Genomic DNA, 19,401 nt, shown 5'->3' on the forward strand with positions numbered 1-19,401 from the left:
AAAGGGACCGCGAATTCATAAAAAAGGACCGTCGAAACATGCGTTACCCGAAAGCCCTGATGTGGGCGTTCCTTGCACTGGCTGTCGTTGCCCGCTCCGCATCGGCCACACCGTTGACGCTCGACGTGAAGGGCGCGATCACACAGACCAACGACGCCGCGCACACCGTCTTTCACTTTTCGGAAGCGCAACTGCTGGCGCTGCCCGCACATTCGATCACGACATCGACGACGTGGACGCCGAAATCCACCTTCACCGGGCCATCGCTGTCGGACATTCTGGCGAAGGTGGGCGCACGCGGCACGACGCTCGAAATCCACACGCTGGATGACTACATCTGCACGGTGCCCGTGGCGGATGCGGCGCGATACGGTGTGATTGTCGCGTACAGCATGAATGGCAAACGTCTGAAGGTCAGCGATTTCGGTCCGCTGTTCCTCATCTATCCGCGCGACGCGTTTCCCGCCGAACTCGAAGGCGGCGTTGGCGACGCGAAATTCGCATGGCAGATCAAGGCGATCGTCGTCAAATGAAACAGCCGCCGCCGACGCCTTCCGAGGTGCCCGCGCCCCGGCGGTCGTGGCGGAGGTTCCTGTTCGTCGTGATCTGGCTGACCGCGCTTGCGCCGCCAATAGCGGCCGTCGGCTACTTTCTCTACGCGAACCTGCTTAATCCACGCGTGACGCTCCAGACGACCGGCGCGTATGACGGTTTCTACTGGGATGCGGCGCAGTTGCAGATCGCGTACACGCGCTTCCAGACCCAGTTGCTGCTCTATCAGACGGGCGCGGACCGTGATTACGCGGCAGTCCAGTTGAGCTATCAGGTGCTTCAGTCGAAGCTGAATGTGATGGCAGGCTCGACGCGCATGCTCGCATCGCGCCCCGCGCTGGCCGCGCGCCAGGAGGATGAAATCCAGAAAATCGCCGCGCTGCTCGATCTGCTCGACCCGGATATCGAGGCGCTGGAGCACGATCCTGGGCGCGTCGACCGGGTGGTCGCCGCGTTGCGCGCGCACTGGCCCGAGGTCAACGATCTCGCGCTCAGCCGTCGTGACACGGATGTCCATGACCGCGAGGCGATGAACCACGATTTCGTTGCGAAGCGGCGTCTGCTGTTTGCCGCGGGGATGGTGCTGCTATTGCTGTCGTCGGCGGCGACGGTGCTGCTCGTGCTGAACGGTTATCGCAGAACGCGCCTGATCCGCCAGCAGCATGCCGCGCTTGCCGCGGAACATCAGGCGAGCCGCGCCGCACGTGAATCGAGTCTCGCGAAGGACGCGTTCCTCGGCATGATCAGCCACGAACTGCGCACGCCGTTGCATGCCATCGTGTCGTCGATCGAGCTGCTCGGCTTCAATTTTCATTCGGAAGCCGACCGCAAGGTGATCCGCCGCCTCGAAACCGCCGCGCGACAGCTCGAAGCGCAGATGAAGGATCTGACCGATTACGCGCGGCTCGGTGCAGGCAGGCTTGAATTGCGACACGAGCAGTTCGATCCGCGCGAATTGCTGAATTCGATTGCCGACCAGAACGCGCCCGCAGCGAGTGCAAAAGGCCTCGCGTTCGAGAGCGACGCGGGCGCTTATATCGGTCTCGTCGAATCCGATCCGCATCGCATCCGGCAGATCGTGAACAACCTCGTCACCAACGCGATCCGCTATACCGAGAAGGGCAGCGTGCGCCTGCAACTCGTGCAGGACCCGACGCTGCTGTCGATCTTCGTCAGCGACACCGGGGCCGGCGTGCCGCAGGAACAGATTCCGCTGATCTTCAAGGAGTTCACGCAGCTCGATGCGTCACGCGCTCGACGCTTCGAAGGCGCGGGCATGGGCCTCTCGATCGTGCAGGGGCTGGTTGATCTGTTTGGCGGAAGCATTCACGTCGAGAGTCGTGTGGGCGAGGGCACGACGTTCCGGGTGGCGATCCCGGTCGTGCCTGTGGCGGGCGCCGCAGTACCCGATGTGGCTGCGCGCGCGCCAGCCGATGGCGCGCGCGCCCAGGTGCTGATCGTCGACGACAACCCGCTGGTGCGCGACTCGCTAAGCGAGATGGTCGCGCACATGCAGTGCGACGCGGCGTCGACCGCGACCGTCGATGCCGCGCTCGCGTGGCTCGATACGCACCGCTGCGACGTGATCCTGCTCGATCTGTCGATGCCGGGTAAGGATGGTTATGCGTTCGTCGAGGCGTTTGCCGCGCGGGACGTGCCTTCGGGTCACGCGCCAGTGATCGCGGTCAGCGCCGACCTGCCGGGCCCCGATGCGTGCGGCCCGGCCAGGCCGTTCTTCGACTGTCTGCCGAAGCCGGTCCACTATGAAGAACTGCGCGCCGCGGTGCAGCGCGCACTGGCGGCGCGTCACACGGTGTGACGCGCGGCGGCCGGGTGCCGGCGGGATGCCGGCCGGATTCTGGCTACAGGCGGTTCAACCGTTTCGACAGATCGGCGACGAGAATCGCCATGCGCGCCGGTTTTTCGTAGCAGGCGACATCGAAATTGCGGATCACGTCGCTGATTTCCGATTCGCTCGCTTTGCCCGTCAGCAGTTCGCCCGTCAGCACGAAGATCGGCGCATCCGGGTTTTCCGACGCGCGCACCGTGCGGATCGCCGAAGCGGACGTCTGGCTGCCGAACAGCCAGTCGATCACCACGCCGTCGAACACCTGCGTCTGCAACGCATCCGCGAACGCGGTGAGGCCATAGAACGCGGCCGCGCCAAAGCCGCTGCGCTCCAGGTAATCGCGCAGGTTGTCGGCGGAAGCCTGATCGTCGTCGACGACCGCGATCAGCGGCTTGTCCGTTTCCGCGCGACGCGGATAGATCTCGATCTTGTGGACTTCGAACGCGTTCTGATAGAGCGCACCGTCGTGACGCACGACGCGCCACTGTCCGAGCTTCGAGAACGCGATGAACTCCGGCCGGCTGCCGGGTTCGAGCGCCGCGCCGACCCATGCGGTACACGCAAGCTCGATCGCGCCGATGGAAAACACCGCTTCCTGCGCAATTGCGCCCACCATGCCCGGATCGAGCGACTGCGCGCCGAACAGTTGCGCTGCCGGCTCGCCGAAGGCTTCGGCGACCTTCTTGATCTGCGAGAGCGTCCACGGGCTGTTGCCGCGCAGCTTGCGGTGCCCCTGCGAAAAACTCAGATCGAGGATGCGGCAGAGCTCGGTGGTCTGCTGGCGTTTACCGATGCCGTGCCGGCTCATCAGTTCGCGGACGCGCTCGGCGACCGCGATGGAGTCGGGTGAGGTTGCTTCGTTGGCCATGCTGCGTGCGTGTCCGTCGATGTGAGTTGTCGGAACTGGAGGGTGGACGTTATCGGGCACGGACTGTCCGGCACGAATACGGTGCGGGCCGACCGGCCACGCGGGACGAGCACATTTCAACATCTGAACCTGCCTGACCGCGCGTCGGCCAGCCAGCCCGACGACTTGTGAGTATCCGCTCTCCTCGGACACCGCGCAGAACGGTCCGTTCCGGCCATTTGCGCGCTTCCGCCGCGCCCGGCAGCGGCACGCAAGCGCGCTATTTTACCGATGAAAGTATTTAAATCGCATAAACGTAATGTGACTGCCGGTGATTTTGTGGGCTCGCATGGCCGCGGCGCGGCATGGGCGCGGTATCGGCGTTGCCGGAAGCGGTCTGAACGCGCCGATCTGCATTCGGGGTGTTGCGGTCGGACGGTGTGCCTGCGAAGATGCCGCCGCACGCCATTTCCTCCTGATCCACACGATGACGACAACCTATCCGCTGCATTCCGGCCTGACCCGCGCCGATGAATCCTTCCCTGTCGAGGCCGACGTGGTGATCGCTGGCGCGGGCATCATGGGCTGCGCGGCGGCGTACTATCTCGCCCGACGCGGCCTGAAGGCGGTTGTGCTCGACAAGTCGCGGATCTCCGGCCAGCAGTCGTCGCGCGCATGGGGCTTCGTGCGCCAGCAGGGACGCGAAGCCGCCGAAGTGCCGTTGATGATGGCTGGCATCCGTCTGTGGGAAGCGCTCGAGCATGAACTCGATTTCGACCTGGAATGGCGGCAGGGCGGCTGCATGTACGTTGCGAGCGAGGAGAGCGACTGGACGTCGTTCCAGCAATGGACAGACGTCGCGCGACAGTACGGGCTCGACACGCGCGTGCTGGACCGCGCGCAGATCGACGAACATGTGAGCGGTATGCAGGGCGCCGCGCTCGGCGGTCTCTACACGCCGACCGACGGCCAGGCCGAACCGCGCCGCGTCGCGGCTGCGTTCGCCGCGCGGGCGATCGAAGGCGGCGCGCGCTTTTTCGAAGGCTGTGGCGTCGTGGCGGTCGAGCGTGCGGCCGGCGCGATCACGGGCGTCGTGACCGAGCGCGGCACGATCCGCTCGTCGCGCTTTATCTGCGCGGCGGGCGCGAGCAGCTGGCGGCTCCTGAAAACGCTCGGCCTCGAACTGCCGCAGCAGGCGGTGCGCGGCACCTGCATGCGCACCAACGCGCTGCCGCAGGTGACGGCGTCAACGTTCTGGGGGCACGGTCTTGGCATCCGTCAGCGCGCAAACGGCATGATCAATCTCGCCGACGACATGCAGGTCGACGTCGACATGACGCTCGGTCATCTGCGGGCGCTGAAGTGGTTTTTGCCGGAGCTGTGGAAGCAGCGCGAGAAATTCAGTTTCCATCTGAACGGCGCGATGTTCCGCGATCTGCGCGAGCGTCTGCCTGGCGGCGTGCCGGACAGCGAACGCGTGCTGTATCCACGCGATCCGCAGCCGCAGCCCGAACGCAGTCATGCGCCGCGCGCGCTGCGAAAACTCAAGGCGCTGTTTCCTGCATTGAAAGATGCCCAGATCACCGAGGCGTGGGCGGGTTTGATCGACGTGCTGCCCGACGGGATTCCCGTCATCGACGCACCTTCGGACGTCGGCGGCCTGATGATCGCGACGGGCTTTTGCGGCCACGGCTTCGCGATGGGGCCGATTGTCGGCAAATTGCTGGCGGAGTGGATCGATGAAGGACAGCCGTCGCTTGATCTCGCCGAATTCCGTTTACAGCGGTTTTTCGACGGTACGATGAAACGGCCGCGCAGCATGCTGTGAGAAGCTGCGCGCGGTCCTGCAGCAGTCCGACCGACACAAAGCCGGACTGCGTTGCCGCAACGCGCACGCCGCAACTGCACGCGCGCGCCGCGGCGCCCATCAGAAGATGTTGCGCAGACCGATCGCAACGCCGGTCTGGTTGCTGCGACCCGGCAATTCGACGTCGGCGGCGCCCGACACCTTGTTGAAGTCGACCGTACCGTAGACTTCCGTGCGCTTCGACAGCGCATATTCGGCCAGTGCGACGAACGTGTAGCGGTTGCCGCTGCCGACCTGGCCGCCGCCGATGGCCGCGTCCTTCATGTGGTCGTAGTAGGCCGCGCCCGTCAGCGCGAGCGCTGGCGTTGCCTGCCATGTCACACCGGCGAACGGGCCGTCATCCTTGCGGCCGGAGCCCTTCACGATATCGACGCCAGGCACCAGCGGCTGCTGTGCGAGGACGCTGTCGACGAAGCCCGTGTCGTCCTTCGAATGCAGGTAGCCGACATACACCTTCGTCGTGCTGAACGCGTAGACCATGTTCGCGTTGAAGACGGTCTGCTTGTGGTTCGAGTTATCGCTGTTCTGCTGGGCGCCGGCGGCCACGCTGAGCGGCCCCATCACATACGAAACCGTCAGGCCGTACATGTTGCCCGCGCCCAGATGGCCCGGAATCTGACCGGAGAAGCCGCCAGGGCCCGTCGACTCGTAGTTCGTGCCGAACGAATACATGGCTTCGACGCTCAGACCCCCGAACGTGCCCGCGTACTTGATCGCGTTGTCTGCATAGAGGCCCGCGCCGAGCGCTACAGGCAGCCACGCGTTTTCGAAATAGTTGCCGACCGTCAGCGGATCGTAGACATCGGCGAGGATGTCGAAGAGCGGCGTCTTCTGGCGACCCAGCGTGACCGTGCCGTATTTGCTGTCGAGGCCGACATAGGCCGCGCGATTGAACATACGACCGCTGTCCGCGAACGAGCCGTCCTGCAGGTTGATACCACTTTCGAGGCGGAAGATCGCCTTCAGGCCGCCACCGAGGTCTTCGGTGCCTTTCACGCCCCAGCGGCTGTTCGTGACAGCGCCGTTCGTCATGTACAGGCGGTTATCGTTATTCGCATTGGCGTTCGTCAGATACCGGACGCTCACGTCCGCGACGCCATACAGCGTGACGGAGCTTTGTGCGAAAGCCTGTTGTGAAGCGAGAGCAATGACTGCGCCACCCAGCACGCCAGCGGTTTTAATGATTTTCATGCGGTTCCCTGCGGTTATTTATTTACGTTTAGCCTGTGGATGGCGGGTGGGCAGCGCCGCTTGTGGCCGCGCGCCCGTGCCCGTGATCCGGGCCGGGATCTTAGAGCAATAACGGCAGCGGATTAATATCGGGTAATCCGCTATTGAATAACGGGAATCAGACGAATGAAGCAGGAATCAATGCCGGTACTACGCCATTTCGATGTGCCGTATTACACGCAATGGGGCAGTCCGGAATGGGTGCGCGCGATTGTCGAGGACAACGCCGATCCCTGCGACGACCCTGCGTGGAGCCGCACTGGCTTTACCGAACCGGCGCGTTACCGCTTCTGGGCGAAGCGGCTCTGCGGGCTCACGTGCCTCGAATCCGCGCTGGACTTCTGGGGAATTGACCACGCGTCGCGCGCGGCGCTGCTGGACGAGGCATTGCGCCGCGGGGTGTATCGAATGCGCAACGATGGCGGCGTTGACGGATTGATTTACCGGGCGTTTGCGCAGTGGATGGCAGAGGCGTTCGGACTGCGGACAGAGGTGCTGCCGGAAGCCGGGATCGAAGAGATCGCGTCGCGTCTCGATGCCGATACGCTGGCGATTGTGTCGGTGAGTCCGGAAATCCGCTATCCGGATCGACCGAACGAAACGCGCGGCGGTCATCTGATTTTGCTGCACGGGCGCGATGACCGTGGCGTGTGGTTCCACAACCCGTCGGGCGTGGCGCCCTATCAGGCGGATGCGTATCTGCCGTTCGATACCATGAAGCGGTTCTATGCCGGGCGCGGGTTGACGCTCACACGCCCCGGTCCGGCCTGAGGACGCACGCGCTGATTAGCGCAGGCTGGTGCGGCGGCCGTTGTGGGCGATTTCCTGCGGCGCGCGATGCCGATCCGGCCCCGGGTTCGCCGTTTGAGCCAGCAGTCGTCGTAGAATCCGGTGTCCCCTGTTCTGGAGCGCCGGGTGTCTGAAGAGCGACGCAAGCCGTCCCGTTTCCGTTTGTCGCGCCGCGCCCGCCTCCCGTGGCAGGCGCCGCGCGCCCGCACGCTGTTCACGCGTCCGGCCGCATCGCCACAACGGATGCTCCTGCAGCGGCTCTACCTCGTCACCGGCCTGTGCCTGCTTGCGTTCGCCGCGCTGTATCTCGATCGCGACGGGCTGCGCGATGCCACCAGGGAAGCCACGAAGGAAGCGCTCAGCATCGTCGATCTGATGTACTTCACGATGGTCACCGTCGCGACGGTCGGCTACGGCGACATCGTGCCCGTCACTGCCCGCGCGCGGCTCATCGATGCCTTCTTCGTCGTGCCGATCCGTATCATCATCTGGTTTGTCTTTCTGGGCACCGCGTACCAGTTCGTCATTCAACGCGTCATCGAGGAATACCGCATGAAACGCCTGCAAAGACAGTTGCGCGATCACATCGTCGTGTGCGGCTTCGGGTTGAGCGGATCGGTGGCGGTGCGCGAACTGCTCGAAAGCGGCGTCGATCCGGATTCGATCGTCGTGATCGATCCACAGCAATCCGCGCTCGAAGCTGCGGCCGCGCTCGGTGTGGCCGGGCTGCTCGGCGATCCGTCGCGCGAAGATCTGCTGCAGCAGGTGCAGACGCGTCTCGCGAAAGCCGTCATCATCGCGGTGCAGGAAGACGCGACCGCGATCCTGCTGACGCTAACCGTGCGCAGCGTGGCGCCGGAAACGAAGATCGTCGTGCGCATCCAGGAGCAGACTTTCCAGCGGCAATTGCGTCAGGCGGGCGCTGACGTCATCATTTCGTCGACGAAGATCGGCGGTCTGCTGATGGCCGACGCGGTGGAGAGTACTTACATCGTGCCGTTCGTCAACGATCTGCTGTCGTCGCGGGGCCGGGTGAATCTGGTGGAGCGGGTCGCAGCACCGCACGAGGTCGGCTGCCCGAGCAACGCCGTACCCGGCGCGCTGGTGATCGGTCTCGCGCGCGATGGGCGTGTGCGCTCTTTTTACGAAGATCCGCCGTGTCCGATCGAGGCCGGCGATCTGCTGTTCGTGATCCAGTCGAACCGCCCGCCGGGCGATTCGAAGGGTTGAAGCAACAGGTTCTATAGCGCATCGATATAACAGCATGGAGGAGAACAGGATGACAGCTGGACAGGCGTTGATCGCAAAGAGGAGTGCCGTCGCATCATGAAGTTGAATCGCGTGATCAGCACCGTTGAAGTCCATACCGGCGGCGAACCGTTCCGGATCGTCACAAGCGGACTGCCCAAAATTCCCGGCAAGACCATCGTCGAGCGCCGTACGTGGCTCAAGGAACATGGCGAACCGCTACGTCGCGCGCTGATGTTCGAGCCGCGCGGCCACGCGGACATGTACGGCGGCTATCTGACCGAGCCGGTCAGCGAAGGCGCTGACTTCGGCATCATCTTCGTTCACAACGAGGGCTACAGCGATCACTGCGGTCACGGCGTGATCGCACTCGCGACAGCAGCCGTCTCGCTCGGTTGGATCGAACGCACGGAGCCGGAAACGCGCGTCGGCATCGACGCGCCATGCGGCTTCATCGAGGCATTCGTCGAATGGGACGGCGATCACGCGGGCGGCGTGCGCTTTGTCAACGTGCCGTCGTTCATCTGGCAGCGCGACGTGACCGTGACCACGCCGTCATTCGGCGAAGTCACCGGCGATATCGCGTTCGGCGGCGCGTTTTATTTCTACACGTCGGGCAAGCCGTTCGGGCTGGCCGTGCGTGAAGCGGAAGTCGAGCGGCTGATCCAGTTCGGCGCGGAAGTGAAGCGCGCGGCGAACGATGCATTCAAGGTCGAGCATCCGCATATCCCCGAAATCAACCACATCTACGGCACGATCATCGATAACGAACCGCGTCACGCGAGTTCGACGCAGGCGAACTGCTGCGTATTCGCGGATCGCGAAGTGGATCGCTCGCCGACCGGCTCCGGCACGGGCGGACGCGTCGCGCAACTCTATCTGCGCGGCCAGCTGGGCAAGGATGAGACGCTCGTCAACGAATCGGTGATCGGCACGATTTTTCGCGGACGTGTGCTCGCAGAAACGAAACTCGACCGCTTTGATGCCGTGATTCCGGAGATTGCTGGCGAGGCGTACATCTGCGGCTTCGCGAACTGGATCATCGACGAACGCGACCCGCTGACCTACGGTTTCCTGGTGCGCTGAGCGCGCCGCACGCACCGATGCAAAGGAACAATCCCGCATGACGACCCGCATTTTCGACGCCGCTGAAACCGCGCGGCTTACGCCTTACGCATCGCTCGTCGATGCGCTGAAGACGGCTGCATCCGATTACGCGCAGGGCCGTATCGTCAGCCCTGAGCGGCTTGTTGTGCCGCTGAACGCGGGCGGTGTGATGCTGTCGATGCCGGCCACCGCACCCGACCTCGCGATTCACAAACTCGTGAGCGTGTGTCCGGCCAACCGCGACCGCGGGCTGCCGACCATCCACGGTCAGGTCATGGCGAGCGACGCGGACACGGGCGAGACGCGCTTTATCCTCGACGGCCCGACGGTCACCGGCCGCCGTACGGCCGCGATGACGATGCTCGGCATCCAGACGTTTCTGCCGGCCGCGCCGCGCGACATTCTGCTGATCGGCGCGGGCACGCAGTCGGCGAATCATCTGGAAGCGATCACCGAGCTGTTCCCGGACGCGCTCATCCGCGTGCGCGGCAGTTCGCCCCCGCGTACGCAGGCCTTCTGCGACGCGCATCGCGCCGCGGCGCCGCGGGTGCAGCCACTGGCGGACGGCGAGGTGCCGGATTCCGTCGATGTCGTGATCACGCTGACCACCAGCAGGCAGGCCGTCTACGACGAGGCGCCGCGCGCGGACCGGCTCGTCATTGGCGTCGGCGCCTTTACGCCGGATGCGGTCGAAATCGGCGCGCGCACGGTGCTCGGCAGCACGCTGTTCGTCGACGATCTCGCGGGCGCGAAACACGAAGCCGGCGATTTCATCCAGGCTGGCGTGGAGTGGGGCGCGGTGACGGCCATCGCTTCCGTACTGCGCGCGACGGTTTCACCGATGGCGAGCAGAACGCCCATCGTGTTCAAGACAGTGGGCTGCGCGGCGTGGGATCTGGCCGCCTGCCGCGTGGCGCATGCCGCGTTAAGTGCCGGCTGACAAAACATTCAGCACGCCCGTGCGAACCGTGGATCCCCGACCACGGGCCGCGCGCCGCGCGTGCAAACAATCTCAAAACGTTGCACCATAGGCGTTCGCGAAAAAACGCCCGGTACGCTGCGCTTTTTCCGGCTCTGACAGACATTCTTACTGGTGCAACTGCGCTATGACGACCCAGACTACCCAGGCCTTGCCCGACTTGCCGCTCGACATGATCATCTTCGGGGGCGGCGGCGATCTGTCGGCCCGCAAGCTGTTGCCTGCGCTGTACATGGCGCATCAGCACTGCAACCTGCCTGCCGGTACGCGCATCCTGGCGATCGGCCGCAAGAACTGGACGCGTGACGAATACCTCGCGTTCATGGAAGAACATTCGAAGCCGTTCGTCGAACATAAGGCGCTCGACGCGGCGTCGTGGGACAAATTCCTGGCGCTGTTCGAATACGTGCGCATCGACGTCGATTCGGCCGCCGACTACGCGCGTCTCGCGGAAGCCTCGCGTCCGGGCGTGCGTCGCGTGTTCTATCTCGCGACCGCACCGAATCTGTTCACGACGATCTGCGACAACCTCGCAGCCGTCGGCCTTGTCGACGAACATTCGCGCGTCGTGCTCGAAAAGCCGCTGGGTCATGATCTGGCTTCGGCGCAGGCGATCAACAACTCGGTCGGGCAGCATTTCGCGGAAACGCAGATCTATCGTATCGACCATTATCTCGGCAAGGAAACCGTCCAGAACCTGATGGTGCTGCGCTTCGGCAACGCGATTTTCGGGCCGCTGTGGCAGGCGCCGTATATCAAGAGCGTGCAGATCACCGTGGCCGAGAACGTCGGCGTGGGCAGTCGCGCGGGCTTCTACGACGAAACCGGCGCACTGCGCGACATGGTGCAGAACCACTTGCTGCAGCTACTGTGCATTGTGGCCATGGAGCCGCCGGTATCGCTCGACCCGGATGCGGTGCGCGACGAAAAGTTGAAGGTGCTGCGCTCGCTGCGTCGCATGACCGACGAAGACATCGCACGCGATACGGTGCGTGGCCAGTACACCGCGGGCGCGGTGGGTGGGGAACCGGTGAAGGGCTATCTGCAGGAAGACAACGTGCCGGCCGACAGCCGCGCGGAAACCTTCGTCGCATTGCGTGCGCATATCAACAACTGGCGCTGGGCGAATGTGCCGTTTTACCTGCGCACCGGCAAGCGGATGCAGAAGAAGGTGTCGGAGATCGTCATCGAGTTCGCCGATCTGCCGTTCTCGATCATTCCGGCCGGGCCGCGCAATTACGGCAACCGGCTCGTGATCCAGCTGCAGCCGGCCGAGTCGATCCAGTTGCAGATGCTTGCGAAAGAACCGGGTAGCGGTCTGAAAATGCTGCCGGTGAACCTGAATCTCGATCTGGAGCAGGCCTTCACCGAACGTCGCGCGGAAGCGTATGAGCGTCTCCTGATCGATGTGATCCGCGGACGCCTCACGCACTTCATGCGACGCGATGAACTCGAAGCGGCGTGGGCATGGGTGGAGCCGATTATCGAAGGCTGGAAACGTTCGGGCGACAAGCCGCGTAACTACACGGCAGGGACGTTCGGGCCGGCTTCATCGTCGGCGTTGATGGCGCGTGAAAATAACGCGTGGTCGGAAGAGTCGTAACGTGAGGCAAACGCTGGACTGTTTGCGTGTGCAACGGTCCAGTGGCTGGTTCTTTGTCTCCCCCCGCTCATGCAACGTTATTGGCGCTCCAGGTGAGCCGCCGTTCGCGGCCACCTCGCGTCCTTCATCTAACCTCGTCCGGGTGCAGACCGCGCAACAGCTGCCGGACGCGGGACATATCCTGGCTCACGTGCTCCGTGCGCTCGAAAAGCTCCGCGAGCCAGTCGACGAACGCACGCACGCGCGGCGACACCTGACGGTTCTTCACATACGCCACTGAAACGGGCATCGGCGTCGGCTTCCATTGCGGCAGGACTTCGCGCAACTGGCCGGAGTCGAGATACGGCTGCGCGGCGATCCGTGCGGGCTGGATCATGCCGAGTCCACGCAGGCCGCAGGTCAGATACGCCTGCTCGTCGGTCACCTTCACGAAGCCGTTGACCTTCACGTTGAGTGCCTTGCCGCCGACCTCGAAATCGAAATCCACCGCGCGGCCGCTATGCGCCGACATGCAATTGACCGCGACGTGGTTGTCGAATTCATCGAGGCTCACCGGCATGCCGTAGCGTTCGAGATACGCAGGGCTCGCGCACGTGACGTGCTCGATCGTGCCAAGCCGACGCGCGGCCAGACCCGAATCCGGCAATTCGCCGAGCTGGATGCTGCAATCCACGGCCTCGCCGACGAGATCCACCGCGCGATTGCTCACACCGATCGTAAGATCGACATTCGGATAGCGCGTATGGAAATCATCGAGCGCGGGCAGCACGAGCGCGGTTGCTACCGCGCCTGGCATCTCGACGCGCAGACGGCCGCTGAGTCTGTCGGTTGCCTGATGCAGGCTCGCTTCCATTTCGTCGATGTCGGCAAGGATCTGCGCACAACGTTCGTAATAGGCCGCGCCTTCGACGGTGAGGCTGAGTCGCCGCGTCGTGCGCACGAGCAGTTGTACGCCGAGCAGCGCTTCGAGGTTCTGGACAATCGTGGTGACAGTGGCGCGCGGGATGTCAAGCGACTGGGCCGCGCGGGTAAAGCTGTTGGTATCGACGATACGGATAAAAGTACGCATCGCCTGAATACGATCGATCACGGACAATCTCCTGGTCAAGGACGGACTAGAGACGTGCCAAAGGCCAGCCGTGTGACGCAATGCGGATGGTCCGGCAGTGTTTATATCGTAAGGTCCAGCATCCATTCAGGGAATGGCAGAGGCTCTGAACGATTTGCCTGTTTCTCCTGGATTCAGGAGAAACAGCGTTGAGGTGTTCAAGACGTCGCCGCGATATACATTCATCGCGTCGATCAGAAGAGCGAAGCAGCGAGCAATAACGAACGACAGCACGGCAAAAAACGATCGGCAAACGAATCAGGCCGCGCGGAACATCCCCGCGCGGCCTCTGAACAACAAAGCTGTCGCGTTACTGCCGCAGCGAATCCATATCGATCACAAAGCGATATTTCACATCGCTCTTCAGCATACGTTCATACGCGTCGTTGATCTTCTGCATCGGAATCATCTCGATGTCCGACGTGATGCCGTGCTCGCCGCAGAAGTCGAGCATCTCCTGCGTTTCCGCGATGCCGCCGATCAGCGAACCCGCAAGACGCCGGCGCTTGAAGATCAGGTTGAACACCTGCGGCGACGGATGATCGTGCTCCGGTGCGCCGACCAGCGTCATCGTGCCGTCGCGCTTAAGCAGGTTGATGAACGGGTTCAGGTCGTGCTGCGCGGCCACCGTGTTGAGGATGAAATCGAAGCTGTTCGCATGCGCTGCCATTTCTTCCGGGTTCTTCGAGATCACCACTTCATCTGCGCCGAGACGCTTCGCGTCTTCCACTTTCGAAGTCGATGTCGTGAACAGCACGACGTGTGCGCCCATCGCATGCGCGATCTTCACGCCCATGTGGCCGAGGCCGCCCAGGCCCACGATGCCGACCTTCTTGCCGGGGCCCGCGCCCCACTGGCGCAGCGGTGAATACGTGGTAATGCCTGCACAAAGCAACGGCGCGACACCGGCAGGATCAAGGTTCTTCGGTACGCTCAGCACGAAGGCTTCATCGACGACGATCGCCGTCGAATAGCCGCCGTAGGTGTACTCGCCGGTCTCACGATCCTGACCGTTATACGTGCCGACAAAGCCGACTTCGCAATACTGTTCGAGGCCTTCCTTGCAACTCGGGCACGTGCGGCACGAATCGACGAGGCAGCCGACGCCAACCAGATCGCCGACCTTGTAGTTCGACACCTGCGGACCCACCGCTGTCACGCGGCCGACGATCTCGTGGCCGGGAACGGCTGGGTAGACGGTGTTCTTCCATTCATTGCGCGCCGTATGCAGGTCGGAGTGGCACACCCCGCAAAACAGCACGTCCATCTGGACGTCATGGTCGCGCAAGGCGCGCCGCTGAAGTTCGAACGGGGCGAGCTTCGATGTGGCGTCGAGTGCGGCGTAGGCATGAGTCTTGTTCACGGGACCTCCAGCAAAAATGAGTGTGCGACAGCGAATGTCGTGGGGAACGCGGATGCGGTGCCGGGCGTGCCGGCAGGGTTCCCATCGTAGGACTCGCCGTCACTCGGGGATAGACCTGATTATCTTGAAGGTTTGCCTGATTCTCCTGGACGCGCACATTGCCCGTGGAATGGTGCTAGATTTCAAGCCTTATCCTCCTGACGGGCATCGAACCCGCCAGACTGACCCCAACAGGCACCGTCATGGACATGACCCAACCGGCAACCGCCACCTGCGGCGGATTTATCAGCCCCGCGCAGAAGCACATGGTCGGGCTGCTCGGCACGCTCGCGCCCGCGGAGGGCTACACGCACTCATGCCTCGAAGGCGTGAGCTTCATGCGTTCGAACCGGCCGATTCCGCGTATGCCGGTGATGTACGAACCGTGCGTCGTAATCGTGTGCCAGGGGCGCAAGCGCGGCTATCTCGGCGACGATGTATTCGTCTACGACGCGCAGCAGTTCCTCGTGCTGTCGGTACCGCTGCCGTTCGAGAGCGAGACGGAGGCCAGCGAAGAAGAGCCGTTGCTGGCGATCAAGATTCGCGTGGATCTGACGACGATCGCCGAGCTGCTGATGGCGTTGAACGATACGCGCGGCACGCAGCAGATCGAACCGAAAGGGATTTATTCGACTGCGCTCGACCAGCCGTTGAGCGACGCGGTGCTGCGTCTGCTGGAAGCGCTTGTGTCGCCGCTCGACGCGCGCATTCTCGGGCCGTCGATCGTGCGGGAGATTTTCTATCGCGTGCTGAAAAGCGAGCAGGGCGACGCGCTGCGCGCAGCGTTGACACATCAGCATCATTTTGGCCGCATCGCGAAAGCGCTCCGGCTGATCCACGCGGATTACCAGGGCGATCTCGACGTCGACATGCTCGCGCGCGAAGCCGGCATGAGCCTCGCGGTGTTTCATGCTCAGTTCAAGCAGGTTACGTCGACGTCGCCGATGCAGTACGTGAAGGCGACACGCCTGCATCACGCGCGTCTGCTGATGGTGCAGGACAATCTGAACGCGGGCGCGGCGGCGGCACGCGTCGGGTATGAAAGCGCGTCGCAGTTCAGCCGTGAGTTCAAGCGGCTGTTTGGCTGCAGTCCGATTGAAGAAGTGCGACGCGTGCGCACGACCTTCGATGTTCCGCCGCCGCGTGTGCCGCCGCCGGCTATGCGCCATGTGACGGCGGCGTAGGGCGCATCACGTTACGCAGCTGCACCTGTAACGCGACGCCTTGAGCGCGCGTTTTACCCCGTTTTGCCCGGATAAACGCCTACGTCAGCGCGGGCGCATCATGACAGCAGACGCACAGCTTGTTGCCTTCGGAATCGCGAAAGTAGGCGCCGTAGTAGTGCGCGTGATACTCAGGCCGCAAACCGGGCGGTCCTTCGCAGACACCGCCATGCGCAAGCGCGACGGCGTGCGCGCGATCAACCGTCGCGCGATCTTTCGCAAGCAGGGCGATCATCGCGCCGTTGCCGCACGTCGCAGGCTGACCATCGTACGGCGCGCCGATCAGAAAGAGCGGACGTGGTGCGTCGGCGGACACCCAGCCGGCCCAAGGCCTTGCATCGTCGCGAAACTTCAGGTGCAGGTCGAGTTCACCCATGAGCGCGGAATAGAAGCTGAACGCGCGGTCAAATTGAGTGATGCCGATAAACACGTGGGACAGCATATGGATTGACTTCCTGTGGTCGGGGCGCGGGGCAATTGCAAGCAGGTAACACCGGTACCAGCATGATTCGACAACTGGCTCACCGCTCAGGCATTACCCATATTGCTCACCTGGATTGCATAGTGCGCGCGTTTCTCTTCGTACATCAACAGATCGGCGCGCTGCACTGCGGCTTCGAGTCGCTCGCTCTGCTGGCACGTCGCCGCGCCCATCGAGAAACTCAGCGTCGAGCCCGGATAGAACTGGTTATTCAGCTCGACGAGTTGCCGGATCGTTTCGATCATCGCTGTGCCGCCGCGTTCGTCGGTGCCCGGTAACAGGATCGCGAATTCGTCGCCGCCGATACGTGCTGCGTGAAACGGCGTTTCGAGCGCTTTCGCGAGTACTTCGCCCGCGCGGCGCAGCAACGCATCGCCGGCTGCGTGGCCGAGCTGGTCGTTGACGCGCTTCAGGCCGTTAAGGTCTGCCATGATGACCGTCACGGGGAACGGACCCTTGCGTTCGAGACGGTTCAGTTCATCTACATAGAACGACCGGTTGCGCAGCTTCGTCAGCACGTCGTGCTCGCCGAGGAATTCGAGATACGCCTCCGCCTTCTTGCGCGCGGTGATATCCGTCAGCGCGACGAGCACGAGGTCCCAGTTGCGTTCGTGGCCAGGCAGCACGGAGAACTGCAGATGCACGTGCAGTTCGTTGCCTTCCAGCGAATAGTTGAGCACTTCGCGCTGCTGGAACAGCTTGTTATCCCACAGGTCGATCAGCTGCTCGCGAAAATGCGGGCGCATGTCGTCGCGGAACACGTCCTGCAGGCGCGCGAGCAGCGTTTTCTTGTCGGGCGCCGAAAACATGTCGAGCGTGTGCTGGTTCACGTCGATCACGTGAATTTCCTGCATGCAGCGCTCGACGAACTCAGGATGCGCATCGGTGAACACGCGGAAATCGACAATACCCGCCGCGCGTGCCCCATCGAGCAGACGTTTGACCGCGCTGAAATCCTCGACCCACAGCGACACCGGCGAATGTTCGAACAGCCCGCGCGCATACAGTTCGCCTTCAACGATACGGTGCCGCGCGCCTTCGAGTTCGGTAATGTCTTCGACGGCAACGAGCACGCGGTCGAGGCGCGCCTCATGACCCGGCAAGACGTTGCCTTTCACGAGCACATCGAGCCGCCGGCCGCCGAGCGTGTAATTGACCGTCTTGCTGACGAAGTGCGTCTGGCCGTCCCACAGCTGGCACAACTCTTCGATGTGGGTTTTCAGCATGTCGTCGCGAAACACGCTGCCGAGGTTGTCGGTCAGCACGCTCAGGTCCGCAGCCTCGAATTGCGTCAATGTCCGCCGGTTGACCTTGACGACCCGGATGCGCGACGAGCACTGCGCCACGCGCGAGATATCTTCCGCGAAAAACGCGCGCAGGTTAGTGACGCCTCCTGCCTTCCATTCTTCGAGCAGCGCCTGCACGCCGCTGAAATCCTCGAGCCACAGCGAGACCGGCGCCAGTTCGAACATTTCGGTGTCGTCGCTGACGAGCGGGCGGTCGCGCAATCCACCTTGCATACTGAGGTTATCCGGCATGACGCATCCGTAGTCGATAGTGCGACTATTTTAAGACGAGTTCGGAGTCGCCAGAAAGCAGGGTAGTGGGGTTTCAGTTTGCGGTGCAGCCGCAGGCCCGGCGAAAGGGCGTGCAGGCCGTGCTGGCCGGGGTTTGGCTGAGGTCATTGCGTGATCGGTCCACGCAGTGCGAGGCGCCGGATATGCGCGACGGGCAGGCACTGCCGGGCGACCACGCGCCACGGCAGTCATTCAACGTTTCAGAGCCCGGTGACCACCCGCTCCAGTTCGCCGAGGAATTTTTGCCAGCCGTAACGGGCGCCCTGATAGTTTTGCTCATTGTCGGGCGAGAAGCCGGACTGCTCCATCCGCAGATGCGTGCCGCCGTTCGTTGCGCTCAGCGTGAAGGTGACGACGGTGGTCAATCGTCCGGCCTCTTCGCCGGACGAATTCCAGCTGTAGGAAAGAAGCCTTTCAGGTTCGACAGCCAGCACTTCGCAATCGGTGACGCCGTTCCAGTGCGCCATGGGCGTGGCGCGAAGCGTGAAGCTATGGCCGACAACCGGTCGAAAATCGTTCTGCATCAACCAGTCTTCGATGAGGTGGCTTTGCGTCAGGGCGCGCCAGACCTTTTCCGGCGGGTGGGGTATCTGGCGCTCGACGACCAGCGAGCGCGTGGCAGTAGTGGAGGTGTTCATGGCTGGTTCGATGTGAGATCACTCAAGGAAATTTGCGTTCGATTTCATCGAAGAACGCGCTGGAAAGGCGGGAGAAATCGTCTGCGCTCAGACCGACCGCATCGCCGACCGCGTAACCCAGTACGGATTTCGCCGGGTCATAGCGGATTGTCTTGTCGAGCTGGAACGTACCGTCGGCGCTCGCAACCGAGTTCGCCAGAATGCGGACCTCGTTGAGCGGATTGCCATCCTTGCCTTCCATGGCGCGTGCGCGGTGACAGAAGTAGTCGTTCAGCGCCAGCACCATGTGGTTGAAGAGATGCGGCTCGAACGCCTTGATGGAGGCCGGCGGTTTTGCCGACTGCACGTCGTGGAAGGTCGACAGAAGCTGGTTCACCTTCGCACGGCAGTCGCCGACGTATTTTTTGTCGTAGCTATTCACGCTCAGCATGGGGCGATGCTCCTTCTGGTCAGAGTGTCGTGAGGATGTCTACTGGTCCATCCGGTTCAACAGGGATTCGAGCTTGTCGAAGTGCTGGTTCCAGAGGGAACCGTAAAGCGCCATCCAGTCGATGAGCGGCGCAAGGCCTTTGAGTTCCGCGCTGTAGTGCGTCTCGCGGCCGCTGCGCCGGTAGCACACGAGGCCGGCCTGTTTCAGCACGACCAGATGCTTCGAGACCGCCGGTTGCGAGATGCCGGCGCGTTCGGTGAGCGCGCGCACCGTCTGCTCGCCATCGCGGGCCAAGCCTTCGAAGATGCCACGCCGGGTTGGATCAGAGAGCGCGGCGAACAGGTTGTCGAAGCCGGTTTGCATGACTAAATCCATAACCTGAGAGCTATTGATTCGAATCATAGCTGGTGGGTTATGGGTTGTCAATACGTGTTGATGTGCCCGCGCGGCGTATGTTTGTGACTTCAACCT

At 63.0% G+C, this 19,401-nt stretch carries 18 protein-coding genes; 9 read left to right on the forward strand and 9 right to left on the reverse strand.

What is annotated here, in order from left to right; genetic code table 11:
• Nucleotides 1–59: 59 nt before the first annotated feature.
• The gene (locus P3T21_RS18010; protein WP_429257528.1) at nt 60–533 is read left to right on the forward strand and encodes a molybdopterin-dependent oxidoreductase; all 474 of its coding nucleotides are present in this window, start codon (nt 60–62) and stop codon (nt 531–533) included.
• A complete protein-coding gene (locus tag P3T21_RS18015; protein ID WP_429257295.1) occupies nt 503–2,371 on the forward strand; it encodes an ATP-binding response regulator in 1,869 nt (622 codons plus the stop codon). Before P3T21_RS18010 ends, P3T21_RS18015 begins: the two co-directional genes overlap by 31 nt.
• Nucleotides 2,372–2,414: 43 nt before the next feature.
• On the opposite strand, the gene P3T21_RS18020 is transcribed toward P3T21_RS18015, so the two are convergent.
• On the reverse strand, nt 2,415–3,269 hold the full coding sequence (locus tag P3T21_RS18020) for a helix-turn-helix domain-containing protein (RefSeq protein ID WP_429257296.1): 855 nt from the start codon (nt 3,267–3,269) through the stop codon (nt 2,415–2,417).
• Between the two features lie 466 nt (nt 3,270–3,735).
• On the opposite strand from P3T21_RS18020, the gene P3T21_RS18025 reads away from it, so the two are divergent.
• Complete coding sequence (locus P3T21_RS18025) at nt 3,736–5,076, forward strand: NAD(P)/FAD-dependent oxidoreductase (RefSeq protein ID WP_429257297.1); 1,341 nt, start codon at nt 3,736–3,738, stop codon at nt 5,074–5,076.
• A gap of 99 nt (nt 5,077–5,175) precedes the next feature.
• On the opposite strand, the gene P3T21_RS18030 is transcribed toward P3T21_RS18025, so the two are convergent.
• Nucleotides 5,176–6,306 (reverse strand): porin, encoded by a 1,131-nt coding sequence (locus tag P3T21_RS18030; RefSeq protein ID WP_429257298.1) that lies wholly within the window; start codon nt 6,304–6,306, stop codon nt 5,176–5,178.
• 165 nt (nt 6,307–6,471) lie between these two features.
• On the opposite strand from P3T21_RS18030, the gene P3T21_RS18035 reads away from it, so the two are divergent.
• From P3T21_RS18035 to zwf, 5 genes are all read left to right on the forward strand, one after another.
• Nucleotides 6,472–7,116: a C39 family peptidase gene (locus P3T21_RS18035; protein ID WP_429257299.1), complete on the forward strand. Its 645-nt coding sequence runs from the start codon at nt 6,472–6,474 to the stop codon at nt 7,114–7,116.
• A 144-nt stretch (nt 7,117–7,260) separates the two neighbouring features.
• Complete coding sequence (locus tag P3T21_RS18040; protein WP_429257300.1) at nt 7,261–8,364, forward strand: potassium channel family protein; 1,104 nt, start codon at nt 7,261–7,263, stop codon at nt 8,362–8,364.
• 96 nt (nt 8,365–8,460) lie between these two features.
• Nucleotides 8,461–9,468 carry a trans-3-hydroxy-L-proline dehydratase gene (lhpH, locus tag P3T21_RS18045; protein WP_429257301.1) on the forward strand — a complete coding sequence of 336 codons (1,008 nt, stop codon included), beginning with the start codon at nt 8,461–8,463 and terminating at the stop codon, nt 9,466–9,468.
• 37 nt (nt 9,469–9,505) lie between these two features.
• A complete protein-coding gene (gene lhpI / locus P3T21_RS18050) occupies nt 9,506–10,429 on the forward strand; it encodes a bifunctional Delta(1)-pyrroline-2-carboxylate/Delta(1)-piperideine-2-carboxylate reductase (protein WP_429257302.1) in 924 nt (307 codons plus the stop codon).
• Nucleotides 10,430–10,595: 166 nt separating this feature from the next.
• Nucleotides 10,596–12,071 (forward strand): glucose-6-phosphate dehydrogenase, encoded by a 1,476-nt coding sequence (gene zwf / locus P3T21_RS18055; protein WP_429257303.1) that lies wholly within the window; start codon nt 10,596–10,598, stop codon nt 12,069–12,071.
• A gap of 124 nt (nt 12,072–12,195) precedes the next feature.
• Here zwf and P3T21_RS18060 read toward each other — a convergent pair whose 3' ends face one another.
• Both P3T21_RS18060 and P3T21_RS18065 read right to left on the reverse strand, forming a co-directional pair.
• A complete protein-coding gene (locus P3T21_RS18060; RefSeq protein ID WP_429257304.1) occupies nt 12,196–13,161 on the reverse strand; it encodes a LysR substrate-binding domain-containing protein in 966 nt (321 codons plus the stop codon).
• A 328-nt stretch (nt 13,162–13,489) separates the two neighbouring features.
• Nucleotides 13,490–14,542 carry an NAD(P)-dependent alcohol dehydrogenase gene (locus tag P3T21_RS18065; protein ID WP_429257305.1) on the reverse strand — a complete coding sequence of 351 codons (1,053 nt, stop codon included), beginning with the start codon at nt 14,540–14,542 and terminating at the stop codon, nt 13,490–13,492.
• Nucleotides 14,543–14,784: 242 nt separating this feature from the next.
• Here P3T21_RS18065 and P3T21_RS18070 point away from each other — a divergent pair, with 242 nt between their 5' ends.
• Nucleotides 14,785–15,765: an AraC family transcriptional regulator gene (locus P3T21_RS18070; protein ID WP_429257306.1), complete on the forward strand. Its 981-nt coding sequence runs from the start codon at nt 14,785–14,787 to the stop codon at nt 15,763–15,765.
• A 79-nt stretch (nt 15,766–15,844) separates the two neighbouring features.
• On the opposite strand, the gene P3T21_RS18075 is transcribed toward P3T21_RS18070, so the two are convergent.
• From P3T21_RS18075 to P3T21_RS18095, 5 genes are all read right to left on the reverse strand, one after another.
• Nucleotides 15,845–16,246, reverse strand: coding sequence for a VOC family protein (locus tag P3T21_RS18075; RefSeq protein ID WP_429257307.1), 402 nt, complete (start codon nt 16,244–16,246; stop codon nt 15,845–15,847).
• Between the two features lie 86 nt (nt 16,247–16,332).
• The gene (locus P3T21_RS18080; protein WP_429257308.1) at nt 16,333–17,823 is read right to left on the reverse strand and encodes a diguanylate cyclase domain-containing protein; all 1,491 of its coding nucleotides are present in this window, start codon (nt 17,821–17,823) and stop codon (nt 16,333–16,335) included.
• A 239-nt stretch (nt 17,824–18,062) separates the two neighbouring features.
• Complete coding sequence (locus P3T21_RS18085; RefSeq protein ID WP_429257309.1) at nt 18,063–18,500, reverse strand: SRPBCC family protein; 438 nt, start codon at nt 18,498–18,500, stop codon at nt 18,063–18,065.
• Between the two features lie 22 nt (nt 18,501–18,522).
• Complete coding sequence (locus tag P3T21_RS18090) at nt 18,523–18,930, reverse strand: hypothetical protein (RefSeq protein WP_429257310.1); 408 nt, start codon at nt 18,928–18,930, stop codon at nt 18,523–18,525.
• A 39-nt stretch (nt 18,931–18,969) separates the two neighbouring features.
• Nucleotides 18,970–19,293, reverse strand: coding sequence for an ArsR/SmtB family transcription factor (locus P3T21_RS18095; RefSeq protein WP_429257311.1), 324 nt, complete (start codon nt 19,291–19,293; stop codon nt 18,970–18,972).
• Nucleotides 19,294–19,401: the final 108 nt, after the last annotated feature.

It is taken from the genome of Paraburkholderia sp. GAS334, assembly GCF_050436625.1.
Lineage (GTDB): Bacteria > Pseudomonadota > Gammaproteobacteria > Burkholderiales > Burkholderiaceae > Paraburkholderia.